This is a genomic window from Buttiauxella sp. WJP83, assembly GCF_027594725.1.
In the GTDB taxonomy this organism is placed as follows: Bacteria; Pseudomonadota; Gammaproteobacteria; order Enterobacterales; family Enterobacteriaceae; genus Buttiauxella; species Buttiauxella selenatireducens.
Genome location: NZ_CP110080.1, coordinates 1,228,176 through 1,245,862, shown reverse-complemented (window position 1 = coordinate 1,245,862; position 17,687 = coordinate 1,228,176). Strand labels below are relative to the sequence as shown.

Here is a 17,687-nt window from a genome sequence, read left to right as displayed (position 1 = left end):
GGGTCGTTAGCTCAGTTGGTAGAGCAGTTGACTTTTAATCAATTGGTCGCAGGTTCGAATCCTGCACGACCCACCAATGTAGAAAGGCGCCCTAAAGGCGCCTTTTTGCTATGCGCGATTCACCAAACTCCCTCCCGCATAATTCTCCTCAAGATTTATTCCCGACTGGCCGATATCTGTTTTACTTAATTAGCCCTTCAAGGAATGATCATGAGCAACACTATTACAGCCTCTCCTCCCTCGCCACAGACCAGTACAGCGACATCAGCAAGCCCAGCGGGTAATGACCTGGCTTCGCAAATTACTCGCATCACGCAGCAGATAACCAAACTCACGCAACAAGCTAAAGAGATTGCTGACGGTAGCGGTACTCCCGAAGAAAAACAAAAGCAGCAAGAGTTAATTCAGTCGCAAATTAATATGCTGCAGGCACAACTAGCACAGTTGCAACAACAGCAAGCGGAACAAGCCCAGCAAAAGCAGGAGCAGTCGCAATCGAGAGTGGAAGGTGTGAATAAACCATCAGAATCCAACCAGATTGATATCTACATCTAATCATGATTAAAAAGTGGGTCGCCCAGGCGAGCAGCGGTTAACTGCTGCGCCTGTTGGCCTACAACTTGCCAGATAGCCTCTGCCGCACGTGAAAGCGAACGATTCTTGCGGCGCACCAACATTAATTGCCGATCCACGACGGGGACAAGGGGCCGGACAACAAGCGGTCTACCCTGAGGCAATGGCAACGCTAGCGCGGGGAGCACACTGATACCGATCCCCGCTTCAACCATCGGAAAAAGCGTGGCTGGATGGCCAATCTGCTGCACAATATTTGCCTCAATCCCCTGACGCATTAGCGCACTATCAATCAATGGGCGACTTCCTGAGGCATAATCCTGCAACACCAAATTTGCCCCCTGCAATGCTTGCCATGAGACTTGCGCTTGATTGGCAAATGGATGGTCATTACGGCAAAGCAGTAAAAATGGCTCAGACAGTACGGCTTCACAATCCAGATCATTTGCCTGAATGGGGTCAATAACCATGCCAAAATCGACCTCACCCTGGCGGATACTTTGCAGCACCCACTGTTGAGGACGGTCATGAAGAACAAAACGGATAGCGGGATATTCCAGTGCTGCGGCCGCGATAGATTGCGGCATTAAATGAGCGGAAATGGTCTGGCTTGCGGCAACTCGCACCGTACCGCTTAGCTGCTGGCCGACGCTGCGCGTATCCAACAATGTACCTGTCAGTTCTTCAAGCAACAACTCGAGACGCGCCGCGAGTTGCTGGCCCGCTTCCGTCAGCACAACTTCACGCGTGGTGCGATCCAACAGCTTTACACCTATTTCACTTTCCAGCTCTTTCACACTATGGCTGACCGCTGACTGGCTAAGGCCAATTTCCTCCCCTGCCCGGCTAAAACTTCCGGCATGAGCTACAGCAACGAACACCTTTAACTGACGCAGAGAATAATTCATCTATTTAATTCATCAATTCATTCAACAAATCAATTTTATTTCTAAAATCAATGAAAGCACAATAGCCCCTCAACAGCTTGAGGAATGAAAATGAAAATCTTTCGCGTGCTCGACCCTTTCACGCTGACGCTAATTTTTACCGTACTCCTGGCGTCTTTCTTTCCCGCTCAGGGCAGTTTTGTTGGCTTCTTTGAAGGACTCACCACGGCGGCGATTGCCCTGCTCTTCTTTATGCATGGCGCCAAGCTTTCCCGTGAAGCGATCATTGCCGGTAGCAGCCACTGGCGGTTGCACTTATGGGTAATGTGCAGCACCTTTGTTCTCTTCCCGGTTTTGGGGGTTTTGTTTGCCTGGTGGGCACCAGTGAACGTCAGCCCTGAAATTTACACCGGCTTTTTGTACCTTTGCATCCTGCCTGCCACCGTGCAATCAGCCATTGCATTCACCTCTCTTGCCGGAGGAAATGTCGCCGCCGCCGTCTGCGCAGCATCTGCTTCAAGCCTGCTCGGCATTTTCCTCTCGCCACTGTTAGTGGGCATGGTGATGCATGTCCATGGTGCAAGCGGAAGCTTGCAGCAAGTCGGCAGTATTATGTTGCAGCTACTGGTGCCATTTGTGGCCGGGCATCTTTCTCGCCCATGGATTGGCGAGTGGGTTGCACGCCATAAAAAATGGATTGGTAAAACAGACCAGACGTCAATTCTATTGGTTATCTACACGGCATTTAGCGAGGCGGTCAGACATGGGATTTGGCACAAAGTCGGTTTAGGTTCACTGCTGTTTATCGTGGTGGTCAGTCTTGTCATGCTGGCGATCATCATTGGCATCAATATGTTCGTCGCCAGACGTCTGGGCTTTAGTAAAGCGGATGAGATTACGATTGTGTTCTGTGGCTCGAAAAAGAGCCTAGCGAACGGTATTCCGATGGCGAACATTCTGTTCCCTGTGGCTACCGTGGGAATGATGGTGCTACCGCTGATGATCTTCCATCAGTTGCAGTTGATGATTTGCGCAGTACTCGCTCGTCGTTATCAGCAAGAAACAAAAGTGGCAGTCAAAGCTGCCACTGAAAATACACAATAATATATACCCAAAATAATTCGAGTTGCAGGAAGGCGGCGACGCAGTAAACCCCCAGGAGCTTACTCCAGTAAGTGACTGGGGTGAGCGAGGAAAGCCAACGCACGTGCAGCTTGAAGTATGACGGGTAAATTAGTGCCGCTTGAGGGGCTTCACCAACCCCTCCAGTCCTTCTGTTTTAATCAGCAATGTCAATCTCATCAACTCACCCAGATGGCCTTGTGGAAACTCATCTTTGCGAGCAAACCACAGCAGATACTCTTCCGGCACATCGATCAGCACGCGGCCTTTGTACTTGCCGAATGGCATTACGGTATTGGCTATCTCAATAAGCTGTTCTTTATCCATCTCATTCACCCAATAAGCGAACCATCTCAGCTTCATCAATCACATCAATGCCCAGCTCCTGAGCTTTAGCAAGCTTAGAACCCGCCGCTTCACCCGCAATCAACAGATCCGTTTTCTTCGACACACTACCCGCAACCTTCGCGCCTAACGCCACCAAACGGGCTTTCGCATCGTCTCGCGACATAATGCTGAGCGAACCCGTCAGCACCACCGTTTTGCCGGCAAATGGGCTGTCGATTTCCTCGGCTTTGATTATTACGGGAGCTGGCCAGTGAACGCCCGCCTCTTCTGTCAATTGACGGATGACTTCACGGTTGCTCTCTTCGGCAAAGAAGTTAAATGTGTGAGTAGCAACCACAATGCCGACATCAGGGACTTTTTGCAGTTCTTCAATACTTGCGGCAGAAAGAGCATCCAATGAACCAAAATGCGCCGCTAAACTCGCTGCTGTCGCTTCGCCTACCTCACGGATACCGAGCGCATACAAGAAACGAGCAAAGGTGGTTTCTTTCGCTTTTTCCAGTGCATCAACAACGTTTTGTGCGGATTTTGGCCCCATGCGATCAAGCCCCGTGAGTTTACCGGGAGTAAGCGTAAACAGGTCGGCTGGGGTGTGGACGTACTCTTTCTCAACCAGTTGGTCGATTATCTTATCGCCCATTCCGTCAACGTCCAGCGCACGGCGAGACACAAAGTGTTTGAGGGCTTCTTTGCGTTGAGCGCCGCAAATCAGGCCGCCAGTGCAACGCGCTACCGCTTCGCCTTCTACACGTTCAACGTCAGAACCACACACCGGACAATGCGTTGGGAAAACAATCTCGGTAGTGTTGTCAGGACGCTCAGATTCCACCACGCCGACAACCTGTGGGATAACGTCACCAGCGCGACGAATCACCACGCGGTCGCCAATCCTTAAGCCCAAACGCTCAATTTCATCGGCATTATGCAGCGTCGCATTACTGACCAGCACACCTGCGACCTGAACAGGTTCAAGGCGCGCCACTGGGGTAATAGCGCCAGTGCGTCCAACCTGGAACTCGACATCACGAACAAACGTCATCTGCTCCTGAGCCGGGAATTTAAACGCCACTGCCCATCGCGGTGCTCGTGCAACAAAGCCGAGCGTTTCTTGTAGCGCAAGCGAATCCACTTTGATAACGACACCGTCGATATCAAAGCCTAATGATGGGCGATCGTTTTCAACCTGATGATAAAACGCCAACACTTCTTCTGCTGTATTGCAAAGACGAATGCGGTCGCTGACCGGCAATCCCCACTCTTTAAATTGCTGTAAACGCGCGTGGTGGCTGGTAGGTAATTCACCGCCTTCAAGCAGGCCAACACCATAACAGAAGAAAGTTAATGGACGTTTAGCTGTGATACGTGGGTCGAGCTGGCGTAACGAACCCGCTGCAGCGTTGCGAGGGTTGGCAAAAATTTTCCCGCCAGTTCGACGTGCTTCATCATTAATTTTTTCAAAACCTGCCTGCGGCAGGAACACTTCTCCGCGCACCTCCAGGCGGCGGGGAATATTTTCACCACGCAATTTAAGCGGAATCGCGCGGATAGTACGCACGTTGGCCGTAATATTTTCACCCGTAGTACCATCACCACGGGTGGCTGCACGAATCAGCACGCCATCTTCATAGAGCAGGCTCACGGCCAGACCGTCTAACTTCAGCTCGCAACAAAACGTGACAGCCTCAGTGCTTTTCAAACGGTCCTGAACACGCTTGTTAAATGCAAGATAGCTCGCTTCATCAAAGACGTTATCCAGAGACAGCATCGGGACTTCGTGGCGCACTTGGGTAAATTCACTGAGTGGCGCAGCCCCGACTCGCTGAGTAGGAGAATCAGGGGTGATTAACTCCGGGTGTGCTTCTTCTAAACTGCGCAATTCCCCCATCAAGCGGTCATATTCCGCATCCGGAATCTCTGGGTTATCCAGTACATGATAGAGGTATTCATGATGGCGAAGCGTGGTTCGCAGTTGAGTAATGTGTTGTTCAATTGTGTCCATATCGCACCATCAATATAAAAAACCCCCGACATGCGGGGGTTTAGGGGAAACATGTTCAGGATGGATATCAAGCGTTAGCGTTGGCGTTTGCTTCTACCACTTCGCGGATGCGGTCCTGATATTCACGCATTTTCTGCGGCGTCATCATGCGGCGTTGGTCGTCCAGCACAACGCCTCCAACCTCATCAGCAATATGCTGAGCAGACTGTAGCATCAGCTTAAAGTTCTGCGCTGGGTCGCCATAAGACGGCACCTGCATGAAGATTGTCACGCCTGGCGTGGCAAAATTAGTCATGCTTTCAGGGTCAAACGAACCGGGTTTAACCATATTAGCGAGGCTAAACAGAACCGGGCCGCTACCATCAGGACTGAGGTGGCGGTGGAAAATGTTCATTTCGCCAAAAATAAAACCGGCTTGCTGAATGCTGTTTAACAGCACATCACCGTTGATCATACTGCCAGCATGTGCCGAGACATTAAGCACAATCACCGTTTCTTTACGACGCACAGCTGGTTCTGGTGTCGGAACCGGCTGAACATCAGGCGCACGTTCTACATGCTGAGCAGGTTGAGCGGTCGGCTGTTGAATCGGCTCTTGCGGTGCCACTGGCTGCGCAACAGGTTCTTGAACAACCGGTTGATGAACCACTGGCTGCACAGGCTGTTGAGGTGCGGGCTGGTGATATGTCGGCGCAACTGGCGTTTCCTGACGCGGCACGACCGGTTCAGGTTGACGCTGACGTGGCTCGGCAGAAGCATAAGGTGGTTCGTATTGATGTTGAGGCGCTTGCGGCTGACGAGGCATTTCTGGCTCGCGAGTCACTGTTTCCTGCGCAGGAGTCACCCGACGCACGCGCACCTCACCAACTCCATCATCTTGTTCATCGTCAGCCTCGTCGTCATCCGACTCGTACTCGTCACGCTTAGACTTCATGCGTTTCAGTGGACGATCACGAAAAATGGATGAACGCTCCTTACGACTCGTCCACAGACCGTGAACCAGTAAGGCTATTATGGCGATCGCGCCAACAATGATTAATATCAGACGCAAATCCTGCATCATTATATTCTCTGTTGTTCTAACACCTTGCCACCGCGGCAAACATTTACTTACTAAGAGTATTTGCCCATCTGCTCAAGTGCAAGTCCGCACACGGTTTTCTCAGCAGAAAGATGTTCCTAAAAGCGTTTTTTGCTGTTTTTTCGACCATTTCCTAATAAGTTTTTCTCCTGACAGTCAGTTATGATGGTTGTACATGTAAAAGCAAAGCCTAAAAAGGAGTTCGTTTAGATTATGGTTTCAGCGTCAGGAGCCGAGCCACGCAGTGGCGTTTATTATTTTTCGCAGGGCTGGAAGTTGGTCCTTGAGCCAGGAATCAAACGTTTCGTGCTCATGCCACTGCTGGTCAATATTCTTTTAATGGGTGGCGCATTCTGGTGGCTGTTTTCTCGCCTGGATGTTTGGGTGCCCACGTTGCTGTCCTACGTGCCAGACTGGCTGCAGTGGTTAAGCTATCTCATTTGGCCGCTGGCAGTGATCTCTATTTTGCTGGTATTTGGCTATTTTTTCTCGACCATTGCCAACTGGATTGCAGCACCATTCAACGGATTACTGGCAGAGCAACTTGAGGCGCGTCTGACTGGAGCGACCCCGCCTGATACTGGCATAGCAGGCATCATGAAGGATGTTCCGCGCATCATGAAACGTGAATGGCAAAAGCTATCCTGGTATTTGCCACGCGCACTGGTGCTTCTGGTGCTCTATTTCATTCCGGGTATCGGTCAAACTATTGCACCCGTTTTATGGTTCTTATTTAGCGCCTGGATGCTGGCTATACAGTATTGCGACTATCCCTTTGATAACCATAAAGTCCCATTCAAAGAGATGCGTATTTCGTTGCGCGAGAAGAAAGTCATTAACATGCAGTTTGGTTCCCTGGTCAGTTTGTTTACCCTGATCCCTTTCCTGAATCTGGTCATCATGCCGGTTGCCGTTTGTGGTGCGACCGCGATGTGGGTGGATTGCTACCGCCCAAAACACGCCATGTGGAAATAGTTTTTCAGGAGCGGCTAATGCCGCTCCTTATTCCTTCTTATTCCTTCTGGCTCCTGCTTATTTCCCTTCTACATATAGATATGCGATTTCTTTACTTCCGCATAACTTCTAAGCAGGTATGCTGAAGAGGTTTCCCAAATTTCATACAGTTAAGGACGGGCTATGAGCAAGATCTATGAAGACAACTCTCTGACAATCGGTCATACGCCGCTGGTTCGTCTGAACCGCATCGGTAATGGACGCATCCTGGCGAAGGTAGAGTCCCGCAACCCGAGCTTTAGCGTCAAATGCCGTATCGGAGCCAATATGATTTGGGATGCCGAAAAACGCGGCGTGCTCAAGCCGGGTGTTGAGCTGGTTGAGCCAACCAGTGGTAATACCGGTATCGCACTGGCTTATGTTGCCGCAGCGCGTGGATACAAACTGACGCTGACCATGCCTGAAACCATGAGTATCGAACGTCGTAAACTCCTGAAAGCACTGGGTGCTAACCTGGTGTTGACTGAAGGCGCGAAAGGCATGAAAGGTGCGATTCAGAAAGCTGAAGAAATAGTTGCCAGCAACCCAGAAAAATTCCTTCTGTTACAGCAGTTCAGTAACCCAGCAAACCCAGAAATTCACGAAAAAACCACAGGCCCAGAGATCTGGGAAGATACCGATGGAGAAGTGGACGTATTCATTGCGGGTGTTGGCACAGGCGGTACGCTGACCGGTGTAAGCCGTTATATCAAAAATACTAAAGGCAAAACCGATCTTATCAGCGTCGCGGTGGAACCAACCGACTCTCCGGTTATTGCCCAGGCACTGGCAGGTGAAGAACTCAAACCAGGGCCGCACAAAATTCAGGGCATCGGTGCCGGTTTCATTCCTGGCAACCTCGATCTCAAACTGATCGACAGAGTTATCGCTATCACTAACGAGGAAGCTATCTCTACCGCACGTCTTCTGATGGAAGAAGAAGGTATTCTTGCGGGAATTTCATCCGGTGCTGCGGTAGCTGCTGCGTTAAAACTTCAGGAAGATGAAGCATTTACCAATAAAAACATTGTGGTTATACTGCCATCTTCCGGTGAGCGTTACCTGAGTACAGCGCTCTTTGCCGATCTTTTCACTGAAATAGAGCTGCAACAGTGATGCCAGGGTGGTAAATCTGTGTAAAAAAGCACCCAAATGGGTGCTTTTTTGTGGCATCCGTCAAACTTTTGGCTAACCTGGCATTGCGTCACTCTGCCAGGTCTGGTATCTATCCAGCAAATTATTTTGATGCGCGAAATTAATCGGAATGTGAGATACCTCTGCTGAATCGATTTATCGATTTGGTGCAAAATCAGATTTCACGGCATAATGGTTAATGACGAGCGAGCCGCGAAGCGCATGGCAGATGCCAAAGCACATTTCGTGGTTCCCGAAAGCATCTTGTGTCGCGTAGAGTTACTATTAACGCGCCGCTAACTATACAGGCTAAAGTTTTGCCACCAGGCTAGACTTTAGTTCCACAACACTAAACCTATAAGTTGGGGAAATACAATGTTCCAGCAAGAAGTTACCATCACCGCTCCAAACGGTCTGCATACCCGCCCTGCTGCTCAGTTTGTTAAAGAAGCTAAAGGCTTCACTTCTGAGATCACTGTGACCTCCAACGGCAAAAGCGCTAGCGCAAAAAGCCTGTTCAAACTGCAAACTCTGGGCCTGACTCAAGGTACCGTTGTGACCATCTCTGCTGAAGGCGAAGATGATCAAAAAGCAGTTGAGCATCTGGTAAAACTGATGGCTGAACTCGAATAAGTTCTCCGGGTTCTTGGTAAATATCAGTCACAAGTAAGGTAGGGTTATGATTTCAGGCATTGCAGCATCCCCGGGTATCGCTTTCGGCAAGGCACTTTTGCTGAAGGAAGATGAAATTGTCATCGACCGGAAGAAAATTTCTGCCGACAAAGTTGCGCAGGAAGTTGAACGTTTCTTAAGCGGGCGCGCTAAAGCGTCAGCACAGTTAGAAGCGATCAAAATTAAAGCTGGCGAGACCTTCGGTGAAGAAAAGGAAGCTATCTTCGAAGGCCACATCATGTTGCTGGAAGACGAAGAGCTTGAGCAGGAAATCATAGCCCTCATCACTGATAAATTAGTGACTGCTGATGCAGCTGCTCACGAAATTATCGAAGGCCAGGCTATCGCGCTGGAAGAATTAGACGATGAATACCTGAAAGAGCGTGCGGCTGACGTACGTGACATCGGTAAGCGTCTGCTGCGTAATATCCTTGGTCTGGCAATTATCGACCTTAGCGCTATTCAGGACGAAGTTATCCTGGTCGCTAAAGATTTGACGCCGTCAGAAACCGCACAGCTTAACCTGCAAAAGGTTCTGGGTTTCATCACCGATATCGGTGGCCGTACTTCCCATACCTCCATCATGGCGCGTTCTCTTGAATTGCCAGCGATAGTCGGTACCGGTAGCGTGACCACTCAGGTGAACACTGGCGATTATCTGATCCTCGATGCGGTTAACAATAAAGTTTACGTTAACCCAACCAACGATGAGATCGAAGCCCTGCGCGCTGTACAGCAACAGGTAGCTTCTGAGAAAGCTGAACTGGCAAAACTGAAAGATCTGCCAGCCATCACTCTCGATGGTCATCAGGTAGAAGTTTGCGCAAACATCGGTACTGTTCGTGATATCGACGGTGCAGAGCGCAATGGTGCAGAAGGTGTCGGTCTGTACCGTACAGAATTCCTGTTCATGGACCGTGATTCACTGCCAACTGAAGATGAGCAGTTCGCGGCGTACAAAGCAGTGGCTGAAGCCTGTGGCTCACAAGCTGTTATCGTACGTACCATGGATATCGGTGGCGACAAAGAGCTGCCGTACATGAACTTCCCGAAAGAAGAGAACCCGTTCCTGGGCTGGCGTGCAGTGCGTATCGCCATGGATCGTAAAGAGATCCTGCACGCACAAGTACGCGCTATCCTGCGTGCGTCTGCTTTCGGTAAATTGCGTATCATGTTCCCAATGATTATCTCTGTTGAAGAAGTGCGTGCACTGAAAGCTGAGATTGAAATCATGAAGGCGCAGTTGCGTGAAGAAGGCAAAGCGTTTGACGAAACTATCGAAGTTGGCGTGATGGTTGAGACTCCGGCTGCGGCCACGATTGCTCGCCACCTGGCTAAAGAAGTCGACTTCTTCAGTATCGGTACCAATGATCTGACGCAGTACACCCTGGCAGTTGACCGTGGTAATGATATGATTTCACATCTTTACCAGCCAATGTCACCGTCCGTACTGACTCTGATTAAGCAAGTTATTGATGCTTCTCATGCAGAAGGTAAATGGACCGGTATGTGTGGTGAGCTTGCAGGCGACGAACGTGCTACACTTCTGTTGCTGGGTATGGGTCTGGACGAATTTAGTATGAGTGCCATTTCTATCCCGCGCATTAAGAAGATTATTCGTAACACGAACTTCGAAGATGCGAAGGTGTTAGCAGAGCAAGCTCTTGCTCAACCGACAACGGACGAGTTAATGACGCTGGTTAACAAGTTCATTGAAGAAAAAACAATCTGCTAATCCACCGGATGCGGCCCAATTTACTGCTTAGGAGAAGATCATGGGTTTGTTTGATAAACTGAAATCTCTGGTTTCTGATGATAAAAAAGACACCGGAACCATTGAGATTGTTGCCCCACTTTCTGGCGAAATCGTCAATATTGAAGATGTTCCAGATGTGGTGTTCGCCGAGAAGATCGTTGGTGATGGCATTGCAATTAAACCGACTGGCAACAAAATGGTTGCTCCGGTTGACGGCACCATCGGTAAAATCTTCGAAACTAACCATGCTTTCTCTATCGAATCTGATAGCGGCATTGAGCTGTTCGTTCACTTTGGTATCGACACCGTTGAACTGAAAGGCGAAGGCTTCAAACGCATCGCTGAAGAAGGCCAACGTGTTAAGAAAGGCGACGTCGTTATCGAGTTCGATTTGGCCCTGCTGGAAGAGAAAGCGAAGTCTACCCTGACTCCGGTTGTTATCTCCAACATGGACGAAATCAAAGAGCTGATCAAACTGACTGGTAGCGTGACTGTGGGCGAAACCCCGGTAATCCGCATCAAGAAGTAAGTTATCCGCACAATAGAAAACGGCACCCTCGTGGTGCCGTTTTTGTTTGTTCCTGAAGTACTAAATACCAGAGCCCTGAGAATAACTCTCTTCGCCAAAGACGCCGGTCGATAAATAACGATCGCCGCGGTCGCAAATAATCGCCACCACCACAGAGCCTGGATTTTCCTGCGCGACGCGTAACGCACCGGCCACCGCACCACCAGAACTCACGCCGCAGAAAATCCCCTCTTCACGCGCCAGACGACGCATGGCTTTCTCGGCTTCTACCTGAGACATATCCATCACTTCATCAACCAGACTTGGATTGAAAATCTTCGGCAGCCACTCTTCAGGCCAGCGACGAATACCTGGAATACTGCTGCCGTCTTCAGGCTGTAGTCCAACAATTGTGACTTGTTTTTCTTGTTCACGCATAAACTGACTTACACCTGTTACCGTCCCGGTGGTTCCCATGCTTGAAACAAAGTGCGTGATTCGCCCCTGCGTCTGCTGCCAGATTTCAGGTCCGGTGGTACTGTAGTGTGCGTACGGATTATCAGGATTATTAAACTGGTCGAGAACTTTGCCCTCACCTCGCTCGTCCATCAAACGCGCCATTTCACGCGCGCCTTCCATACCCTGCTCTTTGGTCACCAGAATCAATTCAGCGCCATAAGCTTGCATCGCGGCTTTGCGTTCCATGCTCATGTTGTCCGGCATCAACAGCTTCATGCGGTAGCCTTTCAGCGCCGCAATCATCGCCAGCGCAATGCCAGTATTCCCGCTCGTTGCTTCTATGAGCGTATCTCCGGGTGAAATTTCGCCGCGAGCTTCTGCCCGCACAATCATAGAAAGTGCCGCGCGATCTTTTACCGAGCCTGCGGGATTATTCCCTTCAAGCTTTACCCAAATCTCACTGCCATTTTCGAGTCCAGTGCGCTGCAATTTAACCAGAGGCGTATTGCCAATCGTGCTTTCTAAGGTGTTCACTTAGCTTTCCAGATATAAGAAAAGCGGCCACGTGGGCCGCCTTTGCGTGTCGTGTTGTTGGGTAAAGTTATCAGGCAGTCTGCGCGAGGTCTACACCTTGAATACGGTTATTACCGTCATACAAGCGTGCATGTTGTAGGCCAACAAACAGACGTTCACCGCGCACAGGCACATGATCTTCACGCAGAACAACGGTTAACGGTTCGTCGTACCAGCCAAGCGGCTGAACAACCAATTGCATGTAATGACCACGCGGACTGATTTCCAGCACCTGCACAGGCAGAGGAGAATCCAGATTGGTACGGCGACTGACATCCACTTCCCACGGACGCAGGAATAAATCTACCGCGCCCTGATAAGCAGGCGTGAATCCAAGCGGCCAGCGGTGCGCACCTACGTGGAACTGGCTGCCACGAACAGTGCCTTTCATACGGTTAACTTCGCCGAGGAACTCCAGTACGAAGCGAGTCGCAGGTTCACGCCAAACGGCCTCAGGCGTATCAACCTGTTCGATATTCCCCTGACTCATAACCACCACGCGATCCGCGACTTCCATCGCCTCTTCCTGGTCGTGGGTCACGAACACGCTGGTGAACTTCAACTCTTCGTGTAACTGACGCAGCCAGCGGCGCAGTTCTTTACGCACTTGCGCATCCAGGGCCCCGAACGGCTCATCTAACAGCAGAATTTGAGGTTCTACCGCCAAGGCACGCGCCAGCGCCACGCGCTGCTTTTGCCCGCCGGACAACTGCGCCGGGAAACGGTCAGCCAGATGCGCTAACTGCACCATCTCCAGCAGACGGGTGACTTTCTGTTTAATCACTGCAGCAGAAGGACGTTCGCGGCGTGGCAAAACAGTTAACCCAAAGGCGATGTTGTCGAATACCGTCATGTGGCGGAACAGCGCGTAGTGCTGGAAGACAAAGCCTACTTTGCGGTCACGGGCATGAATCCGGCTTACGTCGGTGCCGTGGAAGCTAATACGCCCACTGTTCTGATGCTCAAGACCCGCAATAATGCGCAGCAAAGTAGTTTTGCCAGAGCCGGATGGCCCCAACAACGCCACCATTTGACCAGAAGGGATATCCAGAGAGATATCGTTCAGCACCTGGGTGCGACCAAAAGATTTCTTAATATTGGTAATATCAATGCTCATGATTTCCCTCCTGTTGCAGGCGTTTTTCCTGGCTATTCAGGCGCCACTGCAACGCACTCTTTAAGAACAACGTAACGATTGCCATCAGGGTCAATAACGCGGCGGCAGTAAAGGAGCCGACGGTGTTGTAATCCTGCTGAAGCAATTCAATCTGTAACGGCAGTGAGAAAGTCTCACCACGAATAGACCCGGACACCACGGACACCGCACCAAACTCGCCGATGGCACGGGCATTGGTTAATACCACGCCGTAAAGCAGCGCCCAGCGAATATTCGGTAACGTGACACGTCTGAACATCTGCCAGCCCGAAGCCCCCAGCAGAATTGCGGCTTCGTCTTCCTGGCTACCCTGACTTAACATCACCGGTACCAGCTCACGAACCACAAATGGGCAGGTGACAAAAATCGTGACCAGTACCATGCCCGGCCAGGCGAACATAATCTGGATGTTATGTGCATCCATAAAGCTTGCGAACGGACCGTTGGAGCCGTAGAACAACAGGTAAACCAGACCCGCAACGACCGGTGAAACTGCAAACGGAATATCCAGAAGCGTCAACAGCAACTGGCGGCCTGGGAAGTCAAAACGGGTGACAAGCCAGGCGAGCAAAATACCGAACACCAGGTTCACCGGTACAGTAATCAGCGCAATCATCACCGTCAGCCAGATGGCGTGCAGCATATCCGGGTCGACAATATTCTGTAGTGCAGGCATCAACCCTTTTGAGAAGGCCTGGACAAAGATAGAGGCAACCGGCACCACCAGCAGCAAAAACGAAATCAACACGCCGAGGCTAATGAGGATCCATTTACCCCAGTTAAAACCGGTGCGCCGATAGCTTTTCAATTCAGTTACGTCTGTCATCAGTGACCTACCACGCGCCGACCAAAGCGACTTTGCAACGTGTTAATGGTAAACAGCAGCAGCAGTGAGGCCGCGAGAATAACCGAGGCAATTGCGCTGGCTGCCGGATAATCAAACTCCTGCAAACGCACGAAAATCATCAGCGACGTCACTTCAGTTTTCCAGGCGATGTTTCCGGCGATAAAAATAACCGCACCGAATTCACCCAGACTACGCGTAAACGACAGCGCCACACCGGCCATCAGCGCAGGAGAAAGCTCGGGTAAAATCACGCGACGGAAGCTTTGCCAGCGCGTCGCACCCAACGTTTCAGCTGCTTCTTCATATTCCGGCCCTAACTCTTCCAGCACGGGCTGAATGGTTCGCACCACAAACGGGATGCTGGTGAATGCCATTGCAACGGCGATCCCCAACCAGGTGTAAGTCACCTTGATACCAAACTGCGCAAGCCACTCACCGTACCAGCCGTTCACGGAAAAAAGCCCTGCGAGTGTTAAACCCGCCACCGCCGTGGGTAAGGCAAACGGTAAATCCATTAATGCATCAAGCAGGCTGCGCCCTGGAAACTGATAACGAGTCAGGATCCATGCCATCAACATGCCAAAGAAGCCGTTGAAGATAGATGCCACACCCGCAGATAACAGCGTCACTTTGTACGCTGCAACAACCTGCGGATTGGTGATCACTTCCCAATATTGAGCCAGTGTCATCTCGGAGAGTTGCATCACCAGCGCGCTCAGAGGCAGCAGTAAAATCAGGCAAACAAACAGCAAACTGGTGCCAAGGCTTAACGTGAAGCCTGGCAACACACGTTTGGAAGAAACCGCTAACATTTACTTATGCCCCGCCGCAACCAGCTTGTCGAACTCACCACCGCTCGCAAAATGGGTTTTCATTACTTCAGGCCAGCCACCAAACTCATCTTCCACGCGGAACAATTCGGTCTGAGGGAATTTATCTTTCAGCTTGTCCATCACTTGCGGGTTGTTCACGCGGTAGTAATAGTCAGTGATGATGGTTTGTGCCGCTGGGCTATACAGGAAATTAAGGTACTCTTTTGCCGCTTTCTCAGTGCCGTTGGCTTTAACATTCTTATCAACCCACGCCACCGGGAACTCAGCCAGAACATTGACCTTTGGAACAATCACTTCGTAGCCGTCTTTTTCGTATTGCTTACGGATGTTGTTCACTTCAGATTCAAAGCTAATCAGCACGTCGCCCAAATTACGTTCGACAAATGTCGTGGTTGCACCACGGCCACCGGTATCGAAGACTTCGACGTTTTTCAGGAACTGCGTCATAAACTGTTCGGTCTTAGCTTTATCGCCACCGTCAGCTTTGTTTGCTGCCCCCCATGCACCCAAATAGGTGTAACGGGCGTTACCTGAAGTTTTTGGATTTGGGAAAATAAGCTTCACATCCGGGCGGACTAGGTCGCTCCAGTCGTGGATATTTTTCGGGTTACCTTTGCGCACCAGGAAGGCCATGGTGGAATAGAACGGTGAACTGTTATTCGGTAAACGAGTCTGCCAGTCGGCCGGAATCAGGTTGCCTTTGTCATGCAGGATCTGCACATCTGAAACCTGGTTATAAGTTACAACGTCAGCTTTTAACCCCTGCAAAATCGCCAAAGCTTGTTTTGATGACCCGGCATGAGATTGTTTAATCTCCAGCTTGTCACCGCTATTTTCCTGCTCCCATTGCTTTTGAAAAGCGGGATTCAACGCGGCAAACAGTTCGCGAGACACATCATAAGAGCTGTTCAGCAGCTCAGTTGCATGGGCAGACCCCGCCAGCAACGCAGAGACAACGAGCGCACTCCAAACTTTTTTCACTGACGTAACGGCCATTGGGTACCCTTATAAATGTGATCTGTAGAGCACCAGTGTATTTATAACAGGCAGTAAAGTTGTAACGGTTTTATATATCGTTTGGTGATTTGCAATAAGAAAGGGATATAAGACAAAAATCAGGCGCAGCGGGCGCTGCGCCGAAGAATATTACAGGCTTAAAAGCTTATCCAGCGACGGGGCAAAATAGTAGCCGCCGGTGACAGGCTTAGTAAAACGCAACATACCATCACGCTTACCGTCGGTTTCGCCAAACATACTCAGCAACTGCTGTTCGATGTTGTACAAACGGGAGCAGTAGGCAATGAAATAGAGGCCGTGCGTACCACTGGCGGTGCCATACGGCAGGCTCTGACGCACAATCTTCAAGCCTTTACCGTTCTCTTTAAGATCAACACGGCTCAGGTGAGAGGTTTCCGGACGCTCGTCGCCATCAATCTCTTCATTGGCTTCTTTGGTACGGCCAATAATCATCTCCTGATCGCTCACGCTCATGCGATTAAGCTGCTTCAGGTTGTGCTCCCAACGCTGCACAAAAACGTAACTGCCGCCAGCATCGACGCCGTCGTTGATCACGGCAACTTCACGACGAGTTGCTTCGCCCTGCGGGTTTTCAGTGCCATCAACAAAACCGCTCAGGTCACGTTCTTCAACCCAACGGAAACCGTGAATTTCTTCTTCAACTTTCAGGGTATCGCCGAATGCGGCGAGTGCCGCTTGCGCCACAGAGAAATTCACATCATGACGCAGGGACAGAATGTGGATCATCACATCATGCTGAGTGGCAGGTGCCAGGCCTTTGCCTAATGGGGTGAAGTTTTTCAGTTCTGTCGCACCAACACCACCGCTTAAATCCCGCCACAGGTCATGACCAAACGCCACTACCGCGCCTAAATTCGCGTCAGGGAATTTTTCCTGAAACGTGGTGAGTGACTGATTAAAGATTTTGCAGCCTTGACGAAGTGCATCAAAATCGCCCTGAAAACTCGCTTCCAGCCAAACGGCGGCGCGGCAATGTTCCGGCAGAATGCCAGATTGAACATTTGACATGAATCCTCCTAAAAAAACACGCCACTCTCCGTGGCGTTTATTCCCTTATGATAACCAAATACGGCTGCGCCTTCTTGAGAAGACGCAAACCCAGGGCTATTTTTTATCGACGCCAGATAATTTTACTGATCTTCCAATTTTTGAGGCTGTCGTCAGACGGCATCAACTCCTGCGCACCATGCCATTCACCGCTAAACAGGTAACTAATATGCTGGCTATTTGGTGCCTTGCACTCTACGCCGTCACTGTCGTCACCGCTGGCTTTCACGCATGAACCAAACGCCTTGTCATACAGGGAGCTAAACGTCGTGCCTATTTTAACGCCGCTATCGGTTTCAATATCACTGTCCATGACATCGACACGGCTAACCGTACCTTTTTCACCGTTCACCACAACCTTCACCGTGTTGTCAGTCATGGCCTCAAAGAAGCGTACAATTTCGCCGTTATCGGTTTTCATACCGCTGCGCAGACGGTAGTTATCATTTAAAGCGCTGCTAACGGCTTTTTCATCCATTGGCGTACTGGCAGTTATCTCACCCACACCCTGCTCGCTCACTTCAAGCGACGAACCGAACCAGTTCAATGGATTTGCCGCAGACCAGTTGACCGAAGACAGCGTCGAACAACCGCTTAAAACCAGTGGCAACCCTAATAACATCAGGCGCAGTGTTTTCATCAAAAATTCCTTTATTAAGCA

General features: G+C 50.4%; 18 protein-coding genes and 1 tRNA gene. 8 read left to right on the top strand and 11 right to left on the bottom strand.

Going from position 1 to position 17,687, the window contains the following annotated elements:
* Window positions 1-76: transfer RNA gene (locus tag OH773_RS05745), tRNA-Lys, on the top strand.
* Between the two features lie 134 nt (window positions 77-210).
* Window positions 211-555 carry a FlxA-like family protein gene (locus OH773_RS05740; protein ID WP_270143842.1) on the top strand — a complete coding sequence of 115 codons (345 nt, stop codon included), beginning with the start codon at window positions 211-213 and terminating at the stop codon, window positions 553-555.
* On the opposite strand, the gene OH773_RS05735 is transcribed toward OH773_RS05740, so the two are convergent.
* Entirely contained in the window at window positions 552-1,481 is a 930-nt protein-coding gene (locus OH773_RS05735) for a LysR family transcriptional regulator (RefSeq protein WP_270143841.1), read from the bottom strand. The two genes, OH773_RS05740 and OH773_RS05735, sit on opposite strands and share 4 nt — an antisense overlap.
* 90 nt (window positions 1,482-1,571) lie before the next feature.
* Between OH773_RS05735 and OH773_RS05730 the strand changes: the two genes are divergently transcribed.
* Entirely contained in the window at window positions 1,572-2,564 is a 993-nt protein-coding gene (locus OH773_RS05730; protein WP_270143839.1) for a bile acid:sodium symporter family protein, read from the top strand.
* 129 nt (window positions 2,565-2,693) lie between these two features.
* Here the strand turns inward: OH773_RS05730 and OH773_RS05725 are convergent, their stop codons facing one another.
* From OH773_RS05725 to zipA, 3 genes are all read right to left on the bottom strand, one after another.
* A complete protein-coding gene (locus tag OH773_RS05725) occupies window positions 2,694-2,909 on the bottom strand; it encodes a DUF3820 family protein (RefSeq protein ID WP_034459012.1) in 216 nt (71 codons plus the stop codon).
* 1 nt (window position 2,910) lies between these two features.
* Complete coding sequence (gene ligA, locus OH773_RS05720) at window positions 2,911-4,929, bottom strand: NAD-dependent DNA ligase LigA (protein WP_270143837.1); 2,019 nt, start codon at window positions 4,927-4,929, stop codon at window positions 2,911-2,913.
* A 67-nt stretch (window positions 4,930-4,996) separates the two neighbouring features.
* Complete coding sequence (zipA, locus tag OH773_RS05715) at window positions 4,997-5,992, bottom strand: cell division protein ZipA (RefSeq protein ID WP_270143836.1); 996 nt, start codon at window positions 5,990-5,992, stop codon at window positions 4,997-4,999.
* 231 nt (window positions 5,993-6,223) lie between these two features.
* Between zipA and cysZ the strand changes: the two genes are divergently transcribed.
* From cysZ to crr, 5 genes are all read left to right on the top strand, one after another.
* On the top strand, window positions 6,224-6,985 hold the full coding sequence (cysZ, locus tag OH773_RS05710) for a sulfate transporter CysZ (RefSeq protein ID WP_270143810.1): 762 nt from the start codon (window positions 6,224-6,226) through the stop codon (window positions 6,983-6,985).
* 162 nt (window positions 6,986-7,147) lie between these two features.
* Window positions 7,148-8,119 (top strand): cysteine synthase A, encoded by a 972-nt coding sequence (gene cysK / locus OH773_RS05705; RefSeq protein WP_270143808.1) that lies wholly within the window; start codon window positions 7,148-7,150, stop codon window positions 8,117-8,119.
* 393 nt (window positions 8,120-8,512) lie between these two features.
* Window positions 8,513-8,770, top strand: a complete 258-nt coding sequence (ptsH, locus tag OH773_RS05700; RefSeq protein WP_034459025.1) for a phosphocarrier protein Hpr — start codon at window positions 8,513-8,515, stop codon at window positions 8,768-8,770.
* Between the two features lie 46 nt (window positions 8,771-8,816).
* Complete coding sequence (gene ptsI, locus OH773_RS05695; RefSeq protein ID WP_183270130.1) at window positions 8,817-10,544, top strand: phosphoenolpyruvate-protein phosphotransferase PtsI; 1,728 nt, start codon at window positions 8,817-8,819, stop codon at window positions 10,542-10,544.
* Between the two features lie 40 nt (window positions 10,545-10,584).
* Window positions 10,585-11,094, top strand: coding sequence for a PTS glucose transporter subunit IIA (gene crr, locus OH773_RS05690; RefSeq protein WP_034459029.1), 510 nt, complete (start codon window positions 10,585-10,587; stop codon window positions 11,092-11,094).
* Between the two features lie 60 nt (window positions 11,095-11,154).
* On the opposite strand, the gene cysM is transcribed toward crr, so the two are convergent.
* The 7 genes from cysM to OH773_RS05655 form a co-directional block, all read right to left on the bottom strand.
* Entirely contained in the window at window positions 11,155-12,066 is a 912-nt protein-coding gene (gene cysM, locus OH773_RS05685) for a cysteine synthase CysM (protein ID WP_270143806.1), read from the bottom strand.
* A gap of 70 nt (window positions 12,067-12,136) precedes the next feature.
* Entirely contained in the window at window positions 12,137-13,222 is a 1,086-nt protein-coding gene (cysA, locus tag OH773_RS05680) for a sulfate/thiosulfate ABC transporter ATP-binding protein CysA (protein WP_270143804.1), read from the bottom strand.
* Window positions 13,212-14,087, bottom strand: coding sequence for a sulfate/thiosulfate ABC transporter permease CysW (gene cysW / locus OH773_RS05675; RefSeq protein ID WP_183270133.1), 876 nt, complete (start codon window positions 14,085-14,087; stop codon window positions 13,212-13,214). The genes cysA and cysW overlap by 11 nt, the downstream gene beginning before the upstream one ends.
* Complete coding sequence (gene cysT, locus OH773_RS05670) at window positions 14,087-14,920, bottom strand: sulfate/thiosulfate ABC transporter permease CysT (RefSeq protein ID WP_064555029.1); 834 nt, start codon at window positions 14,918-14,920, stop codon at window positions 14,087-14,089. Before cysT ends, cysW begins: the two co-directional genes overlap by 1 nt.
* Window positions 14,921-15,937, bottom strand: a complete 1,017-nt coding sequence (locus OH773_RS05665) for a sulfate ABC transporter substrate-binding protein (protein ID WP_270143799.1) — start codon at window positions 15,935-15,937, stop codon at window positions 14,921-14,923.
* A 150-nt stretch (window positions 15,938-16,087) separates the two neighbouring features.
* Window positions 16,088-16,987: a Dyp-type peroxidase gene (locus tag OH773_RS05660; RefSeq protein WP_270143797.1), complete on the bottom strand. Its 900-nt coding sequence runs from the start codon at window positions 16,985-16,987 to the stop codon at window positions 16,088-16,090.
* A gap of 103 nt (window positions 16,988-17,090) precedes the next feature.
* Window positions 17,091-17,666, bottom strand: a complete 576-nt coding sequence (locus OH773_RS05655) for an RpoE-regulated lipoprotein (protein WP_270143796.1) — start codon at window positions 17,664-17,666, stop codon at window positions 17,091-17,093.
* Between the last annotated feature and the right edge of the window lie 21 nt (window positions 17,667-17,687).